The organism is Streptomyces sp. NPDC060064, from assembly GCF_042736455.1.
Classification (GTDB): Bacteria; Actinomycetota; Actinomycetes; order Streptomycetales; family Streptomycetaceae; genus Streptomyces.
Genome location: NZ_JBHWWF010000002.1, coordinates 312,719 through 329,519, shown reverse-complemented (window position 1 = coordinate 329,519; position 16,801 = coordinate 312,719). Strand labels below are relative to the sequence as shown.

Sequence of the window (16,801 nt, the reverse complement as noted above, 5' to 3'; positions counted from 1 at the left end):
CCCTCCGAGGAGGCACACCCACCTCGTCACGCATCTGGGACCTGTCACTTCCAGCCTAGGGAAGGCGGGCGCCGCGTGCGGGCTTCTACGTGTGTTCCGCAGCTCTGGTCTCGTGCGACCGGGCGCCCGCCCTGTTCCACGGCGGTCCGGCCGACGCCAGGGCCGCAGCAGGTTTGTGGCAGACCGGCGCGAAGCGGGCGCCGGCGGCGGTCCCGGTCCGCTTCGACGACGACTGCGCCTCGAGCGTGCTCGGGAACGGTGCGGCGGTCTCCGTGATGTGGCTGGTTCCCGTCGGGGGCGCCGAACCGGCCCGACGCCCACTGACCCACGCTTCCGTCGATCCGCCCAGGCAGAAAGTCGGCGTGGCCGTTGTGCCGGGCGTACTCCTCGCTCATGTGCACCAGGACCTCGCGGGGCGAGATCGACTCCTGGCCGTTGGTACCGGTGCCATCGAGATCGGGCGGGGTCCGCCACAGGTTTTCCGGCGCTTCGGTCAGCCCGGGCGACACCTCATCGGCAAGCGCCAAGCACACAACCGCCCTTGCATCAAGGGTCGTTGAGGGATACGGATGTACCCTGTCCACTCTCGCGACCGCAGTTGACGCGATTCCATTCGCCGCTCCGGCCGATCGAGCGGGATGCCGTGTTCCCGCACCGCCCGAAGTGGCCTTCGTGCGCACGGCAGTTCGCGGGGCGGCGATGTGATCCAGGTCATCCCCTGGATTCCCAGGAATCTCCGCTGTGGCCCTGATGCGTGTGGGATCGTACGGCCAGTTGTTACTCACTGGTACAGGTGAGTCCTTCCCCTGTTGCGCGTCTCCCCCAACACACGCTCCGAGGATTCCTACGTGCGTAAGCTCCCTGCCAGACATGTCGTTTTACTGACTCTGGCCTCCATTTCCCTGCTCGCAACCGGCTGTTCGGCCGGGACCGGGACACCACCCGCCGCGGCCGCCGGCGCCCAGCACCCCACCAGCATCCCGAACCCGGCCCCCAGCCCCTCGCGGCAGCTTGCCGTGGCCGGGGTGCCCGAGGGGAAGCCGACCGCCGTCGCGCGGGCAGGCGGCGGCGGGAAGGCGAAGAAGTCGCCGCTGAAGGTCGCCTCCTACGACCGCGCCAGTCGACGGGCTGTCATATCCAGCGCGGAGAAAGCCCCTTCAGGGGCCAAACCCGCCAAGAACACTCCCGCCATCGGCGACGTCATCGCCAGCGGTCCCGCACCGGGAGCGCCCGACGGGCTGCTCGCCAAGGTCACCGACGTGGCCGGGAAGACCGACAAGGGCACCGAAGTCAGGACTGAGCCCGCGAAGCTCAGCGCGCTGCTCGGTGACGACAAGGCACAGGGCACGGTCCCGGTCGATCCGGCGACCGTCGACGTCGAGCCGCTGGTCCAGGGAGTAAAGGTCTCCTGGGCGAAGGCCGGGAACATCCATGTCGGCCCCCAGGGTGCGAAGTTGCCGCTCGGAAGCCTGCGGATCGATGTCGGAGCGTCGGTTCCGCTGCCGGTCACCGAGGGCGCTCCCGTGGCGGGGGCGGCGTCGGTCGCCGGCTATGTGCAGCTGGCACCCGCGGTCGAGTTCTCGTACGACGGGTCCTCCGTCCTCACACCGGACGCCGCCTTCCTGGGACTGAGCGGTGACTGGACGTCGCAGTGGCAGCTGAAGGGCAAAGCCGTCGCCGGCGGCAAGCCGGTACGGATTCCGTTCGCCAAGCTGCACGCCGATCCCGTGATCCAGGTCGGGCCCGTGCCGGTGGTGGTGAATCTCGACCTCACGGCGTACGCCCAGGTGGCCGCGGACGGCACCGTCACCGTCGACATCAAGCAGGACCTCAAGGGTGGCTTCCGGATCGGCGGCAGCTACTCGAAGTCGGGCGGATGGAAGCCTGTCAGTACCTCCGACATGACCGGTACCCCGGTACGGGCGAAGGTGACCGCGGCCGGCAATGTGAAGGCCGCCCTCGGCGCCGAGGCCACGGTCGGCCTGTACGGCGCGGTCGGCGTCACCGCCGATCTCGCCCCCTATCTGCGAGGCGAGGCCACCGCTGTCGCGACACCGGGAACCGTCGCGGGAAGCTGGAAGATCTACGGCGGGGTGGATCTGACGGGATGGCTGCAACTGCAGTTGTCCATCTTCGGTACGCCCGTGTTCCAGCACCGCATCCCCCTGGGCAGCCTGCACCGGGAGTGGCCGCTGGCACACGGCGGGGGCGCAGTGGCCTGACGTCCGGCACCAGCAACCGGGAGCCCCTGCCGAGGAATTCGGCAGGGGCTCTCTGCTCCATCGCGATTCCGCTTCCAGCGACGGCACAAGCAACCGGCCGAGCGCCCGGTCAGCGCTCGGCGTCGTGGCGGGTGAGGGCCACTTCATGACGCGCCCCTCTGTGTTGCCGACCTTGGACGGGCTTGGGCTTGTTCGACCCGCCGCAGCGCGACAACGTTGTCAATCGGGAGATGCCGATCAGTAGAGCGCCAACCGCACAGTGTCGTCAAGGGTGTTCGGAAGCGGGGGCTCAGCGTGTTGAGTACACGGGGCGAGGGTGCCCTTACGGGATGCGTGGGATGTGCGGTACGGTCCCCTCCGGCTTGTTCGACCCGTCGTGCGTGGCCCTTCCGACAAGGCAGGACCGCCATGCCCTTGAAGCTCCCGGCCGCCTTCGCGGCCGTGGCGCTGACCGTGGGGCTCACCGTGCCCGCGCTCGCCGCTCCCGCGGCGGCGGACACGGCATTGCCCCTCGTCAGTGATCCGACCGCCTACGTCAACCCGCTGATCGGCAGCAGGAACGGCGGCAACACCTTTCCCGGCGCCGTTCTCCCGCAGGGGATGCTCTCCTGGAGTCCCGAGAACACCCGCGGAAACGCCACCCGCACTGCCGCTCCGGGCGGTTATCAGTACGACGCCACTCGCATCCGCGGCTTCAGCCTGACCCATATGTCCGGCACCGGCTGCGCGGGCGGCTCCGGCGACATCCCGTTCTTCCCGTACGCGGGCGAGGTCACCTCCTCCCCCGCCGCGGACACCAAGGACGCGGTGTACGCGTCCGACTTCAGCCACGCCGACGAAACCGCCGAACCCGGCCACTACAAGGTCGCGCTGAAGTCCGGCGTCACCGCCGACCTGACCGCCACCACCCGTACCGGCTCCGGCCGCTTCACCTTCCCCGAGGACAAGGCGGCCTCGCTCCTCATCCGCAGCGCCAACTCCGAGGTCGGCTCCACGGACGCGCGGATCGACATCGATCCGCAGCGCCGCACCGTCTCCGGCTCGGTCACCAGCGGCAACTTCTGCGGATACCTCGATCCCGAGGGGCGCCGCAGCTACTACACAGTCCACTTCACCGCCACCTTCGACCGCGCCTTCACGTCCCACGGGACCTGGAAGGACGGCGAGTTGAAGCCGGGCGTCACCACGGCCGACGGCGGGACGGGCGGCTTCGGCACCGACGGCCGCCCTGTCGCGGGCAAGGGCTCGGGCGGATACGTTCAGTTCGCGCCCGGCAAGGACCCCGTCGGCGTGAAGGTGGCGATCTCCTATGTCGACCAGAAGGGTGCCGAGGCCAATCTCGCCGCCGAGAACCCGCCGGCCCGCTCCTTCGACGACGTACGGCGGGCCGCGCGCGACGCCTGGCGTCGCGAACTCTCCGCCATCCGCGTCGGTGGCGGCGCCGACACCGACCGCACGACCTTCTACACCGCGCTCTACCACGCCCTCCTGCACCCCAACGTCGTCAACGACTCCGACGGGCGGTACGCGGGCAGCGACGGCAAGGTCCACACGGTAGGAGGCAGGCAGAAGGCCCAGTACGGCACCTTCTCGGGCTGGGACGTCTACCGCTCGCAGCTCCAGCTGCTGACGCTCATCAAGCCGCACACCGGCTCGGACATCGCCCAGTCGCTGTACAACCTCGCCCGCCAGAACGGCGGCCTGTGGGACCGGTGGATCCACAACTCCGGCGGTACGCACGTCATGAACGGAGACCCGTCGCCCGCCGCCCTCGCCGGCATCCACGCCTTCGGCGGCGACGGCTTCGACCTGGGAGGAGCACTGGACTCGCTGGTCAAGGCAGCGACCGTTCCGACCGAGAAGGACCTCAGCCCGGCCGGAAAGCCGATCCTGTCGGTGGGCCAGCGGCCGTCCCTCGACAAGTACCTGGCCGGCCACTACATGCCGTCCGTCTCGAATGCCTGGGGCGGCGCGGCCGAGACCCTGGAGATCTCCGGCGCCGACTTCGCCCTCTCCCAGCTCGCCACCGCGGCAGGCAGGAAGAAGACGGCGACGACGTTCGCCGAGCGTGCCCAGTGGTGGCAGAACAACTTCAACGCCGCCGCCGACCCGACCGGCGGATACATCGCCAACCGCAAGTCCGACGGCAGCTGGGTCACCGGCTTCACACCGGCCACCGGCAATGGCTTCGTCGAGGGCACCGCGGCCCAGTACACCTGGATGGTCCCGCACAATGCCGCGGGTCTCTTCGCGGCGATGGGCGGCAAGGACCGGGCCGTAAAGCGCCTGGACTCCTTCTTCCACAACTCCGACGGCAGCTGGGCCTTCACCGGCAGCGGCGGCGACAAGTCCGAGATGGACAACGAACCGTCCATCAACGTGCCCTACCTGTACGCGTACGCAGGCCAGCCGTACAAGACGCAGGAGACCGTACGGGCCGCGATGCGGAAACTGTGGTCCACGGCGCCCGAGGGCATTCCGGGCAACGACGATCTCGGCGCCATGTCCTCCTGGTACGTCTTCTCCGCGATGGGCATGTACCCGCAGGTGCCATCGCGCGCCGAACTCGTCCTGTCGTCACCGCTGTTCCCGCGCATCCAGATCGAGCGCGGCCATCGTGACATCACCGTGAGGGCACCGGGCGCGGCCGCCGACGCCCCGTATGTCCAGTCGCTGAAGCTCAACGGCGCGACGAGCGACAGGCCGTGGCTGCCCGCCTCTCTCGTCGCTCGTGGCGGGAGCCTCGACTACACCCTCGGCAAGGAGCCCAACCGCTCCTGGGGTTCGGCCGCCGACAGCGCCCCGCCGTCGTTCCGCACCGGCGAGCAGCCCTACCAGATCGGCGTCGGACCGACCACCGGGACCATCGCTCCCGGCGGCTCACTGACCATCAAGGTCGCGGCTGTACAGGTGAGTTCAGGCGAGGGACCAGAGGTGGGCTTCAAGGTGACCGCGCCGGCCGGACTCACCGCCTCGCCCGCCTCCGGCACGGTCGGGCCGGAAGGAACGGCCGAGATCGAGCTGACGGCAGGAGAGCGGACGGCGGAAGGCTTCTACGATGCCGAGGTGGCCGTCACAAGTCACGGTGGCCCGGCCGTGAAGCAGCCCGTCACGCTCACTGTCGCGAAGCCCGGCAGTCTGCTCGCCGCGTACAACAACGCCGGCGCCTCCGACGATGCGGGCGAGCACGACGAAGCCGACTACGACGGCGGCGGCTGGAGCTACTCGCGCCAGGCACTCACCGGCGCCGGACTCGCGCCGGGCGCCAAGGGCACCACCCAGGGCCTTGAGTTCACGTGGCCCGCATCACCAGTGGCCCGCCCCGACAACGCCTCGGCCACCGGCCAGACGATCGACCTCGCCGGCACGCCTGCCGCGCTCTCCTTCCTCGGCAGCGCCGTCAACGGCAACCAGGCGGCGACGGCGAAGGTGACGTACACCGACGGCAGTTCGGGCACAGCCGATCTCTCCTTCACCGACTGGACGGTCGGCGGCGGGGGCGGCACGGTCCAGTACGGGAACGAGACCGTCGCCAGGACCCCGTACCGCAATGTCAGCGGCGGCGACAAGGACGTGGTGGACGCCTACATCTTCGCCACCAAGTCCTTCCACGCGCCCTCCGGCAAGACCATCAGGAGCGTGACACTGCCGGAGAACCAGAACATCCATGTGTTCACGGTGGCGCTGGGCTGACATGCCTGACAGGGCTGCCCGCCCGCCGATGTCCGCCGGGCGTGGTGCCCGGCCGCGCAACCACACAGCAGTCGCCCCGCCCCTTCTCGGGCGGGGCGACTGTACGGTGCAACAGCCCCGCCCGGCCCCTCATCCCTCCGAAGGAAACGTCTGTTCCGTCCAGATGGTCTTCCCGGACTCGGTGTAACGCGTGCCCCATCGGTGAACAAGCTGCGCGACGATGAACAGCCCCCGCCCGCCCTCGTCGTCCTCCGCGCTGTGGCGCAGGTGTGGCGAGGTGTGGCCGGTGTCCGCGACCTCGCATACGAGCGTGCGATCACGGATGAGACGCAGACGCAACGGGCCGTCCGCATGCCGGATCGCATTGGTGACCAGCTCGCTGACGACGAGCTCGGTCGAGAACGACAGCTCTTCCAGGCCCCATTCGTGAAGCTGTCCGGTGGCAAGCTCCCGGGCATGGCCCACTGCGACCGGTTCGGCGGGCAGCTCCCATTCGGCCACCTGCCCGGCGTCGAGTTCACGGGTACGGACGATCAGCAGTGCCGCGTCGTCTTCTGTCGTACCGTCCGGCAGGAGTCCCGACATTACGCGGTCGCACAGTTCATCCAGTGACCCGCCGAGGTCGCCGAGCACCCGTCCCAGGCTGTCGAGCCCCTGATCGACGTCGCGGTCGCGGGTTTCGACCAGGCCGTCGGTGAAGAGGGCCAACAGGCTGCCCACCGGCAGCTCGATCTCCATGGACTCGAACGGCAGGCCGCCGAGCCCCAGCGGCGGCCCGGCCGGCAGATCCGGGAAGGACACGCGGCCGTCGGGGTCCACCACCACCGGCGGCAGGTGCCCCGCCCGGGCCATGCTGCAGCGTCGCGAGACCGGATCGTAGACCACGTAGAGACAGGTCGCCCCGGTGGCGTCGTCCTCATGAGCGGCGAGCGTGCCGAGTGCTTCCGACTGTTCCTCCGCCGCCGTGCCCACCAGATTGTCGAGTCTCATGAGCAGTTCGTCCGGGGCCAGGTCCAGCTGTGCGAGCGCGCGTACGGTGGTGCGCAGCCGTCCCATGGTGGCCGCGGCCTGCAGGCCGTGGCCGACCACATCCCCGACGACGAGTCCCACCCGGGTTCCGGAAAGCGCGATGACGTCGAACCAGTCGCCGCCGACCCCTGTCAGGTTGTCCGTAGGCAGATAGCGATGCGCCAGGTCGACCGCCGACGGCTGCGGCAGATGTTGCGGCAGAAGGTGGCGCTGCAGGGCGAGTGAGGCCGTGCGTTCACGGGTGAAGCGCCGGGCGTTGTCGATGCACACCGCCGTACGGGCCGCCAGCTCGTCGGCGAGTGCGACCTCGCCGCTCTCGAACGTGGCCAACGGGGCACTGCGGAGGAAAGTGATGAGTCCCAGCGTGTCGCCGCCTGCCCGCAACGGCACAACCAAGGTGTCGTCCACCAGCGTGAGCCCGCCGGAGGAGAGGGCGCGGTACTGCGGCGAACCAGGCGGGTAGGCGACAGGCGAAGACTGACGCGGCTCCTCCGGATCGCCCCGATCGCCGGAACCGCCCGGCCCGCTCGTCGCCGGGGCGGAGCGGGAGGCGGCCCGTACGAGAGCAGGTGCCCCCCGGCTGTCGGCGGCCGGCACCTCGCCCTCCAGTACCTCCCTCACCAGGTCGACCGTGACGCTGTCGGCGAACTCCGGGACCGCCACCTCGGTGATCTCCTCGGCAGTGACAATCACATCGAGGGCCGTGCCGACTGCGCGCCCGGCCTCGACAAGCAGGGCCAGCCGCCGCTGGGCCTCGTAGCGCTCAGTGATGTCGAATGCGTCCTCGCACAATCCGAATACATGCCCGTCGGCGTCCTGCAACCTGTAGTAGGAGCATGACCAGAGGTGGACTTTTCCGGGGTCGCTGGGTGGCTCACCGCGAAAGTGCAGGTCGACGATCGGCTCGCCGGTGTCGAGTACGTGGTGCATGACGGCGTCGAGAGTGTCCGGGTACCCCTTGGTAACAAACCTCCCCTCGGAGTACATCTCATCGGCCCGCAGGCCGCGAAACTCGGCGAACGGCAGCCCGATCTCCCGTTCGTATGCGGCGTTGCACCACGTCAGGCGCAGATCGGTGTCATAGATGCCCAGCCCGACGGGCGACTGGGTGGCCAGGCCGTGCAGCAGGGCCAGCCGGGATTCCCACAGCCGTAGCTGCTCCAGTTCGGCCGCGACGAGCACACGAGCCGCCGCGCCGGCGCCGGGCAGGGGACACACCAAGGTTGCGACCAGCAGGCTACGGCCGTCCCGGTGCTTGGCGACGCGGATCTCACTCCCGCTCAGCGGCGTGCCCGAGGCCAGGGCGGACTCCTGATCCGCAGTGCTTTCGGAGGCCTGCCGTGGCGACAGGAACGTGGCCAGCGGCCGTCCGACGATCTCGTTCTGCGGGTAGCCGAGGAGAACCTCGGCTGCGCGGCTCCATCCGATGACCGTGTCCTGGGCATCGAGTACCACCGTGGCAGCCCTCGCGACGTCGAGCGGGCCACGGAAATCGGCAGTTTTTGCCGCGCTCCACGCGCTCATGGCGCCACACAAGCCCGGTTCATTGCCTCCAGAATCCGCCCTGACCGGCACCGGCACAAGCGCAGTGGGCCCGGCAGAGGGGCATCTCCAGGCATCCGTCCCACCCCTTGCTGCGGGAGGCAGGCCGGCGGTGGGCAACCGTCGGGGCGCACGACGCTCGCGGAAGCGACCCGAGCAGCCGCACAACGGGTGGGCCCGTCACCCCTCCAGGTGGCCCTCGGCGACCGCCAGCGCCGCGGCCATGATGCTCAGCTGCGGATTGACCTCGGGGCAGCCCGGCAGCACCGCGCCGTCCGCGATCAGCACTCCGTGCACGCCGCGCAGCCGCCCGGCGGGGTCGGCCGGGAAGCGCTGCGCGTCGGCGCCTGCGGACACTGTGCCCGTGGGGTGGTACGCGGACAGGTGCAGCCGGCGCGGGCCCACCTGTGCGAGGGTCTCGTCCAGTTCGGACAGGGTGCGGACGCGAGGCGCGGTGGGGATGCCGGTGAGGACCTCTTCCGCGCCCGCCGCGAAGAGGAGTTGCCCCATGGCGCGTACGGCACGCATCAAACGGCCCCCGTCGCGCCGGTCCAGGTCGTAGCGGAGCAGTGTTCGCTCCCGGCCCAGTACGCGCCCGGACGGATGGTCGGCGATCATCGCTCCGAGCGTGGCGAGCCGGTCGGCGCTCTCCAGTTCGCGCCGCAACTCGCTGCCCAGACCCGGCAGTACGAAGGAGCCCATACCCGGCGGGGTCGCGGTGGCCTCGATCAGTACACCGTCGCCGTGCAGCTCCTCCACACCGACGCTCTGCAGCACTCCCTCCCAGGCGGTAACCGGCTCGGCGAACCGGCCGGCGACGCTGGTCGCCGGGTGGACGCTGAGGTTGCGGCCGAGCCTCGGATGCCGGCCGAGGCCCGAGCGGCGCAGCAGGGGCGGGGACTGCAGGGCACCTGCGGCGACGACGATCAGCGGGGCAAGGATCTCGAATTCGCTGCCGTTCTCCCGTCGTACGAGGACGCCCGCCGCGCGCGGGCCGCCAGAACGGCCGGCGTCGACCAGGACGCGCCGGGCCTGCGCGCCGGTGACGATGCGGGCTCCTGCGGCGCAGGCATCGGGCAGGACCGAAGGCTGCACGCTCTGTTTGGCGCCGGTCGGACAGCCCACCACGCACTGGCAGGATCCCTTGCAGCCGGTCGCGTTGCGACGCAGGGGCGCGGCCCGCCAGCCGAGGCGCTCGGCCCCGGCGAGCGCGAGCCGGCCGTTGTTGCCGAGGACGTCCAGCGGCTGGGTGGCCACCCGCAGCGTGCGTTCGACCTCGCCGAGGTACGGGCCGAAGCGCTCGGCGAGCGCGAACCCGAAGTCGCCCGTCCAGCGCGCCAGGACATGGTCCGGAGTGCGGTAGCAGGTCCCGGAGTTGACGACCGTCGTACCGCCGACCGCCCGGCCCACCGGAAGCAGCAGCGGTGGACTGCCCACGGCGACAGTGGCCCCGCCGTCCCGGTAGAGCTCGGCGAATCGGTCGAGCGGGGTGCGCCGCCCGAAGGACGCCGTGGAGTGGTGCTGCCCTTCTTCGAGTACGACGACGCGGAGACCCGCCCGGGCCAGGGTCCGTGCGGCCATGGCGCCGCCCGCGCCGGAGCCGATGACCACGGCGTCGGCGGTGGAGCGCGCCGGCCAGTCGAGGGACGGTGTGCAGTCGAGCGGTGGATCCTCGCGCGCCAACGCAGGTGCGCGTGGGCCGTGTTCGAGCATGCGCTCGGTTCCGGCAGCAAGCAGGACCGGCACCTTGAGTACGTCGAGGAGGGGCAGGAGTGCGGGGCGCGCACCGAGGGAGCCGAGCACGGTCTCTCGCTCCGCGGCGGTGAGAGTGGCGAGCCTGCGTCCGGTCCGTACCACGGCATACGCGTCGACGGCGCCCGCCGCCGCCCGTACCCCGGCACGGGCCGGCGAGGGCATCGAGCCGATGACAGCTTCCAGCCTGCCGGGGACCCGGGCGGGCCAGTCCGCGGTGCCGTCGTCGGCGATGAGCGCGGCCACGAGACCGTCGAGCCTCATCGCGTGCCCACCTCCGCGTGCGCCGTGCCCGCCAAGGTCCACTCGGCCTCGGTGCGCCAGCCGCCCCACCAGCGCTGCAACAGGATGTGCGCGTCGGCGCTTTCACTGTTGCGGCAGATCGCGTGAGAGCCGTCGGGGTCGGTGTAGTCGAGCGCGAGTGTGCGGTCCTCGGGCTGGGTGACCTCGACGCGGATGCGGCGCAGGCCCGCGCGTCCGGTCACCGTCCAGGTGGGCAACCCGATGGCGGAGCGGAACCGCCCGAATCCGGCCCAGCCGACCGCCGTGCGCTCGGCCCGCCGCGGCCAGGTACGGCCGCCCCTGCGCAGACGCAGAAAGACCAGCGGTGGCAGCCTGCGCAGTCCGGGCCGCATGGAGACCGCTGCCACGATCTCCAGCACATCGCCCGCGCCGAGATCCGCGTGCAGCCAGGCCCAGCGGCGCGCGTTGCCGTGGCCGTAGATCCGGGCGGAGGCCCCGGGCGCGCCGACGGGGGTCAGCGTCGTGTTCTCGTACGAGAATGTCCCGCCGTACGAGGCCCGCGCGGCCGGCAGCATCTGTGCGGCCGGCAGCAGAGGTCGGCGCCAGGACCAGCGGGGGAAGGTGAACAATGGCGCCCCCTTGGCCTGTTCGGTCAGATCCCAGCGCAACGCGCCCGCCGAGCCGGAGAGCCGTCCGGGCCCGGCAGACACGCCGTCCGCGGTGAACCCGTCCCCGGTCCCGGTCCATTTCGCGGGGCCGAAGCGGGCGTGCCGTACCGGACCGTCCTTGGGGAACACCGCGGCCCAGCCGTGGGCGAACGCCTCGGATCCGTCCGCGGGCGCGGTGAGCTCATGGTGCAGCCACAGCCCGGTGCCGGTCGCCGGATCGGTCAAGGTCGTGTACCAGACTTCGGTGCGGCCCGACTCGCCGTTCCAGCGCGGCGCCAGGTACGCACCCGCGTCCTCTTGCCGCGGGAAACGGAAGCTCGCGAGGAAGGGCACGAGCCCCGTCGTCACGGGGAAGCGCAGGGTGCCTTCGCCGGCCTGTTCTCCCTCCTCGTACAGCGTGAACGGCAGCACGGTCATCGACCTCAGCGGCCTGCGTGGCGTCACGGACTTCCAGCCGTCGAAGGTGAGTCGGCGATCGCCGGCCGTGAAGGAGATCCGGTAGCGGATGCGCCGTCCGGCCAGCGGTGATATCTCCAACTCGCCCTCGGCACACGGGTCGTCGGCCCATCCGGCGATGCGTATCCGACCGGTGATCCGCGCCTCGGTCGTGCCACGGGGGCGCAGCACGCGATCCGCCTCGGCGCTCAGGTCGAGGCGGACGGCGCGGGCCCGCTCCTCCCCCTCGAGCCTGACCGTGCCGAGCATGGTCTCCCGGAACGCGGTGCCCCTGGTTGCCCTGCGCGTACGTGTACTCATACGAGGCCCTCCAGCATGATCCGCTCCGTTGCTGTCAGATAGGTCTCCGCGGCTCGCCGCGCGGTGCTCTCGTCACCCGCCGCCACGGCTTCGACCACGGGTTCCAGCCTGGCGTGTGCGGCATCGGGGCTGGTGAAAGGGCCCACGAGGGCGGCCCGCACCGGCAGATAGGCGTTGAAGAGAGTGTTGGTCAACAGCACGTACACGCGATTCCCGGTGGCGCGGGCCAGCGCGCGGTGTACCTCGACGTCGGCGAGCTGCACCGCGTCCCCGCCGTCGGCCATCCGTACCGCCGCCAGCAGGGCGCGCAGCTCGGCCCGGTGCTCTTCGGTGGCGCGGACCGCTGCCCGCTCGGCGATCAACGCACCGATACTGCGCCGCACTTCGAAGATCTCGTCTATCCAGTCGGGACTGTGCCGTACCAGCATGGGCAGCAGATCGGCCCCGCCGAGCCGCGCATAGTCGCGTACCCGTGTGCCCACTCCGTGGCGCGTCTCCAGCAGTCCGGCCTGGACGAGGCGGCCGAAGGCGTGCTTGAGGGTGGTGCGGGTGACGCCGTATCCGTCGGCGAGTTGGCGCTCCGGCGGCAGATAGCTGCCGGCCGGATGCCGCCCGGCGAGGATGTCCTCGCGCAGCCTGGTCTCGAGGACATCGACGATGGTCTCGCGGGGCAGCGCCTCCATGTCGTCCCTCCTTCGCGGTTCAGTGGCTCAGTGGATGAGCCACTGAACCAGCGTCGGCGGGCGAAGTCAATGAGTCGCTTCAGCTGTCACCCTTCCGAATACCCCGATTGAGGCGCCCACTTCAGCGCCGCCCGGCCCCAGCCTTGAGGCTCGCACCGTGCAGGGCCGCCGCTCGACGAACTCGTCGCCCGCCCGGCCGGCCAGGTGGAAGTTCGGGCTCCGGTCCGCCGGCATACGACACAGGATGTCGCGGTGGAACGCGCGGTATCCGCCGCTGAACGACCCGTTGTCCCATACCTTCAGCAGGACCTCGGTGAACTTGCCGTTGACCGGGCCGTCGGATTGCTGCGGCGCGCCAAGGTCAACTTCGTCTGACCGCCGCATGTCACTGACCGCCCCTTTTCGTCTGACCGCAGCTTTCGCCAGGGGGCCCCATCGAGCTCTCGATGCGGGCGAGTTGTGCGGTGAGGCTGCTGAGCCAGCGCTCGAGGTCGATCAGCATCGGCAGGGGTGGGCCGCCCGTCACCTCCGGAGGCGGGCGGTACGCCGGGAGCGCAGGCGCCGGTCTCTCCCCGGCGCTGAGCGCCGCGACCCGGTCGACGGCCAGGACGAGCCGGTCGGCCGCCGTACGGGCCCATGCGGCGGCCTCCGGTGTGACAGTGACCGCAGGCATATCGAAGCGGGGCATCCATTGGGCACCGAGCAGGATGTGGCTCGCCGTGATGAGCACGGCCTGCCAGTCCATGGGCACGGCCGACGGATCACTCGGTTCGCTCCGGTACTGGAGGTACGCGGACTCGGCGAGGCGCATTCGGTGCAGGACGGGGAGCGTGGGCGGCTGCGGCGCCGCTCCCGGCGGCGTGGCCAGGAGCACCCCGACGGTCCCGGTGATCAGCGGGCCGGAGGAGTGCAGCAGGGCGGCCATGGTTTTTCGCACCTCGCGCCGGGCCCCGGCCGGCCAGGCGAGCAGACCGCACAGCAGACCGATCGCACTGCCCGTGACGACATCCACGATCCTGTTCTCGGCCAGATGCCAGGAGGCGGGGGCGATCTGGGCGAACGCCGCTGCGACCACCAGCGTGAACAGGCCCTGCGACCAGGCGATCCCGAGCAGCGGCCCGACCGCGAACGCGGCCAGCATGGCGGGGGCGAGGACCGGCGCGTACGCATCGGTGTGCCGACCGACGACGAGCAGCAGGGTCCCCGCTGCGACCGCGCCGGTGAGGGTGCCGATCAGCGCCGGCCGCACGGCCTTCCACGTGCCCGCGGCAGTGGTGCGGCTGAGAGTGAGCACGGCGAGCAGCACCCAGAAGCCGTGGGACAGATCCAGGGAGCCTGCCACCAGCCGGGCAGCGCCCAGCCCGATCGCGGTCCGGGCGGCGTTCTGGAACTGGACCGAACGCAGCGTCATATTGCCGGCGAGGCGCCGCCACCACAGGAGGGGGGTACGCGCGTCGGCGTACCAGAAGAGTTCGCGCGGCTGGATCGGCGGCGTGCGCCTGCCGTCCAGGCCGACCCGTACGGCGGCCTCGAGAACCCGCGCCGACTCGGCAGTGGCCAGGACCGAGGCCTGGTGTCGCAGCAGCGGCACGGGGGGCACGGCCTCCGGCGGTCCGGTCGCCTGCGTGATCCGCAGCGCCTGGAAGTCCCGTATCGCCGTGTCCAGGGCCGGGGGCCCGGGCTGTGGAGGCGACCGGCCGGCGCGCAGGGCTGTCGCGGTGTCGGCGCAGAGTGCCGCGATGCGGCCGAGGAGATCGGCCGACGCAGCGTCCGCGTCGGCGCCCGATTCGGCGCCCGCGCCCCGGCCGGTCGTGGCGGTGGTGTTGGCGGTGCCGCCGGTCGCTGGGGTGTCGCCCAAGTGCGCCAGTTGGTCCAGCAGTCGACGGGCGGCGGCACCCGCATGTGCCAGGGCCCGGTCCACACGCCCGGCACCGGCGGGCCGTTCGGCGGGCGGAAGATGGGAAAGCCGCAGCTGTCGGCCGGTCGCCCGCAGCCGGTCCGCCGCAACGGCGCCCGCCTCAGGAGGCTGGGCCGTGGCTGCCGCGGCGGCAGCACGGCCCGCGATCGCGACAGCGTCCGCGAGGCTCTCCCGGTAGGAGACGGTCGGCGGCTCGGGCAGCAGAAAGCGCTCGCAGGCGACGAGCAGCAGCACACCCAGGGTGAGGCCCGCCAGCCGCGCCCCGAGAGCGTCCGGATCGTAGGGCGGGAAGCAGGCCAGGATGTAGAAGAGCTGAAGCCCGGGTGCCGCTCCGGCCGGGCGGGGCCCCGCCACCGCGGCGAACGAGAGGACGAATCCGACGACCAGCATCCCGAAAACCGCCGCCCAGGTGCTTACGGCCAGCACCGTCCCCAGCGCGACCAGCACCAGGCCGACCGGCAGCGCGCGCAGCATCACGGTGGCCCGCTGCCGCCCCGACCCGGGGATCGGTGAAAGGATCCCGAGCGCCACCGGCCCGAACAGGGCGTACAGCGCCGTCGCCGGCCAGTCCACCCCGTACACGAACGGATAGAACCCGGCACTGGCAGCAGTGGTCACCCGGACGGCCCGGTGCACGATCGACGCCCGCTTTGGATTGCGCCAGGCGGAGCGCAGGCGCGCCTTCTGCGGTTCTGTGGTGCGTGTGCCGGTCACGGCCGGGCCTCACGGGTACTGCCGCCCGCGTCCACGGGCGGCCAGGGCGCGTGCATGGACAGCGCCGGGACCTTTCCGTGGACGACGAGCCGATGGCGTACGACCATGACGACGACGGACGTCAGCAGGATCACGGCTCCGCCCACGCTCAGGATCGCGTCGTAGGCGTCCTCGGGCGGCCGCTCCGGGGTCATCGCCGTGATCGTGGCCGCCGCGCCGGCGAGGGCGACGGCACCCAGGGTGACCAGGAAGGTCAGCAGAACACCGGACGCCTCGCCCGCTCGGGCGGGCGGTACGACCTGCTGGGTGGCGACGCTGGAGAAGGTCCAGCCCAGCCCGAGGCCGAGCCCGCACCAGGCGAACACGGGTACGTACAGCCACCATGCCGTGACGTTGCTGAGCGCGATCATCCCCGTCCCGGCGATCGCTCCGGCGAGGGCCATGACCGCCGTGGGACGCATCCGCGGTGCCAGCCGCGCTCCCAGCGGCCCGGAAAGAGCCACGAGCACGGCAGGGGCCAGGAACACGAAGCCCGCCACGAGCGGGGACAGACCACGCACGCCCTGGAGATAGAGGGTCGCCAGGAAGACCGTGACGGCGTAGCCCATGTTGGCGACCGTACCCATGCCGGTCACCAGGACGTACGGGATGTTGCGGAACAGGCGCAGGTCGACCAGCGGATGCCGGGCCAGCCGTTCGCGCAGCAGAAAGAGCCCGCCCGCCAGCACCGCAACCCCGAAGAGCGTGAGGGTGCGAGCGCTGTCCCAGCCCCAGGCGCTGCCGCGTTCCACGGCCAGTGTGAGAGCGGCCAGACAGCACACGACGGTGCAGCAGCCGATCAGATCGAGCTGGCGGGGCGCCGAGGTGTCCCGTGAGTCGGGGACGTACACGACCGCGATGAGGAGCCCCAGGGTGCTGAGCAGCGCGAGCAGCCAGAAGATCCAGCGCCAGCCAGGGCCTTCGGTGAAGCCGCCGCCCACGAACGGGCCCAGTGCGGTGCCGATGTTGGCGATACCGAAGGCAGCGCCCAGCGCACGGGCCCGGATCTCCTGAGGGAAGGCATTGCTGATCACGGCGACGGACACCGGGAAGACAAGAGCGGCACCAATGCCCTGGACGATCCGGGCGGCCACCAGCAGCGCCAGTTGGGGAGCCAGCGCGCACCCCACGGAACCGGCCGCGAACAACGCGATACCGACGAGCAGGATGCCCCGCCGCCCGAAGACGTCCCCCAGTCTGCCGCCCACGATGAAGAAGCAGCCGAGAGCGAGCATGTACGCGGAGAGCGTCCACTGGGCGGCCGAAGGCGATACGCCGAACTCGTCCGCGATTCCGGGGATGGCCAGGTTCAGCGCGAAGAAGTCGACCTGAATGCAGAACAGCGCGACCGCCACCGCGGTGAAGGCCCCTTCCCGCACGGCCGATGACGACTTTGCGCGCATGCGCACGTTCCTCTCAGCCGACTCCGTCGCGACGTCGCGAGTGGGTCGGGCGGGCGCCCTTGTCCCATTGTCGGCGCACGGTCGCCGGTCCGCAGCCCGGCCGGTCCCGATCGCGGGGGAAGGCGGTCCGGGGCCACCA

General features: G+C 71.1%; 9 protein-coding genes and 1 pseudogene. 2 read left to right on the top strand and 8 right to left on the bottom strand.

The window, feature by feature from the left end; all coding sequences use genetic code 11:
- Window positions 1–320: 320 nt before the first annotated feature.
- Window positions 321–461, bottom strand: a pseudogene (locus ACFWDI_RS03715) (DUF664 domain-containing protein); the annotation flags it as partial.
- 387 nt (window positions 462–848) lie between these two features.
- Here ACFWDI_RS03715 and ACFWDI_RS03710 point away from each other — a divergent pair.
- Entirely contained in the window at window positions 849–2,222 is a 1,374-nt protein-coding gene (locus tag ACFWDI_RS03710) for a hypothetical protein (RefSeq protein WP_385301102.1), read from the top strand.
- Window positions 2,223–2,630: 408 nt separating this feature from the next.
- Window positions 2,631–5,915, top strand: coding sequence for a GH92 family glycosyl hydrolase (locus ACFWDI_RS03705; protein ID WP_385301100.1), 3,285 nt, complete (start codon window positions 2,631–2,633; stop codon window positions 5,913–5,915).
- A 129-nt stretch (window positions 5,916–6,044) separates the two neighbouring features.
- On the opposite strand, the gene ACFWDI_RS03700 is transcribed toward ACFWDI_RS03705, so the two are convergent.
- The 7 genes from ACFWDI_RS03700 to ACFWDI_RS03670 all read right to left on the bottom strand — a co-directional run bounded on the left by ACFWDI_RS03700 (window position 6,045) and on the right by ACFWDI_RS03670 (window position 16,662).
- Window positions 6,045–8,468, bottom strand: a complete 2,424-nt coding sequence (locus tag ACFWDI_RS03700; protein WP_385301098.1) for a SpoIIE family protein phosphatase — start codon at window positions 8,466–8,468, stop codon at window positions 6,045–6,047.
- A 198-nt stretch (window positions 8,469–8,666) separates the two neighbouring features.
- Window positions 8,667–10,502 carry a GMC family oxidoreductase N-terminal domain-containing protein gene (locus ACFWDI_RS03695; RefSeq protein ID WP_385301097.1) on the bottom strand — a complete coding sequence of 612 codons (1,836 nt, stop codon included), beginning with the start codon at window positions 10,500–10,502 and terminating at the stop codon, window positions 8,667–8,669.
- Window positions 10,499–11,905, bottom strand: coding sequence for a hypothetical protein (locus tag ACFWDI_RS03690; RefSeq protein WP_385301096.1), 1,407 nt, complete (start codon window positions 11,903–11,905; stop codon window positions 10,499–10,501). The genes ACFWDI_RS03695 and ACFWDI_RS03690 overlap by 4 nt, the downstream gene beginning before the upstream one ends.
- On the bottom strand, window positions 11,902–12,588 hold the full coding sequence (locus ACFWDI_RS03685) for a FadR/GntR family transcriptional regulator (protein WP_385301095.1): 687 nt from the start codon (window positions 12,586–12,588) through the stop codon (window positions 11,902–11,904). The genes ACFWDI_RS03690 and ACFWDI_RS03685 overlap by 4 nt, the downstream gene beginning before the upstream one ends.
- A gap of 66 nt (window positions 12,589–12,654) precedes the next feature.
- Window positions 12,655–12,972, bottom strand: coding sequence for a hypothetical protein (locus tag ACFWDI_RS03680; protein ID WP_385301093.1), 318 nt, complete (start codon window positions 12,970–12,972; stop codon window positions 12,655–12,657).
- Window position 12,973: 1 nt separating this feature from the next.
- The gene (locus ACFWDI_RS03675) at window positions 12,974–15,124 is read right to left on the bottom strand and encodes an FUSC family protein (RefSeq protein ID WP_385301233.1); all 2,151 of its coding nucleotides are present in this window, start codon (window positions 15,122–15,124) and stop codon (window positions 12,974–12,976) included.
- A gap of 92 nt (window positions 15,125–15,216) precedes the next feature.
- Window positions 15,217–16,662 carry an MFS transporter gene (locus ACFWDI_RS03670; RefSeq protein ID WP_385301092.1) on the bottom strand — a complete coding sequence of 482 codons (1,446 nt, stop codon included), beginning with the start codon at window positions 16,660–16,662 and terminating at the stop codon, window positions 15,217–15,219.
- Between the last annotated feature and the right edge of the window lie 139 nt (window positions 16,663–16,801).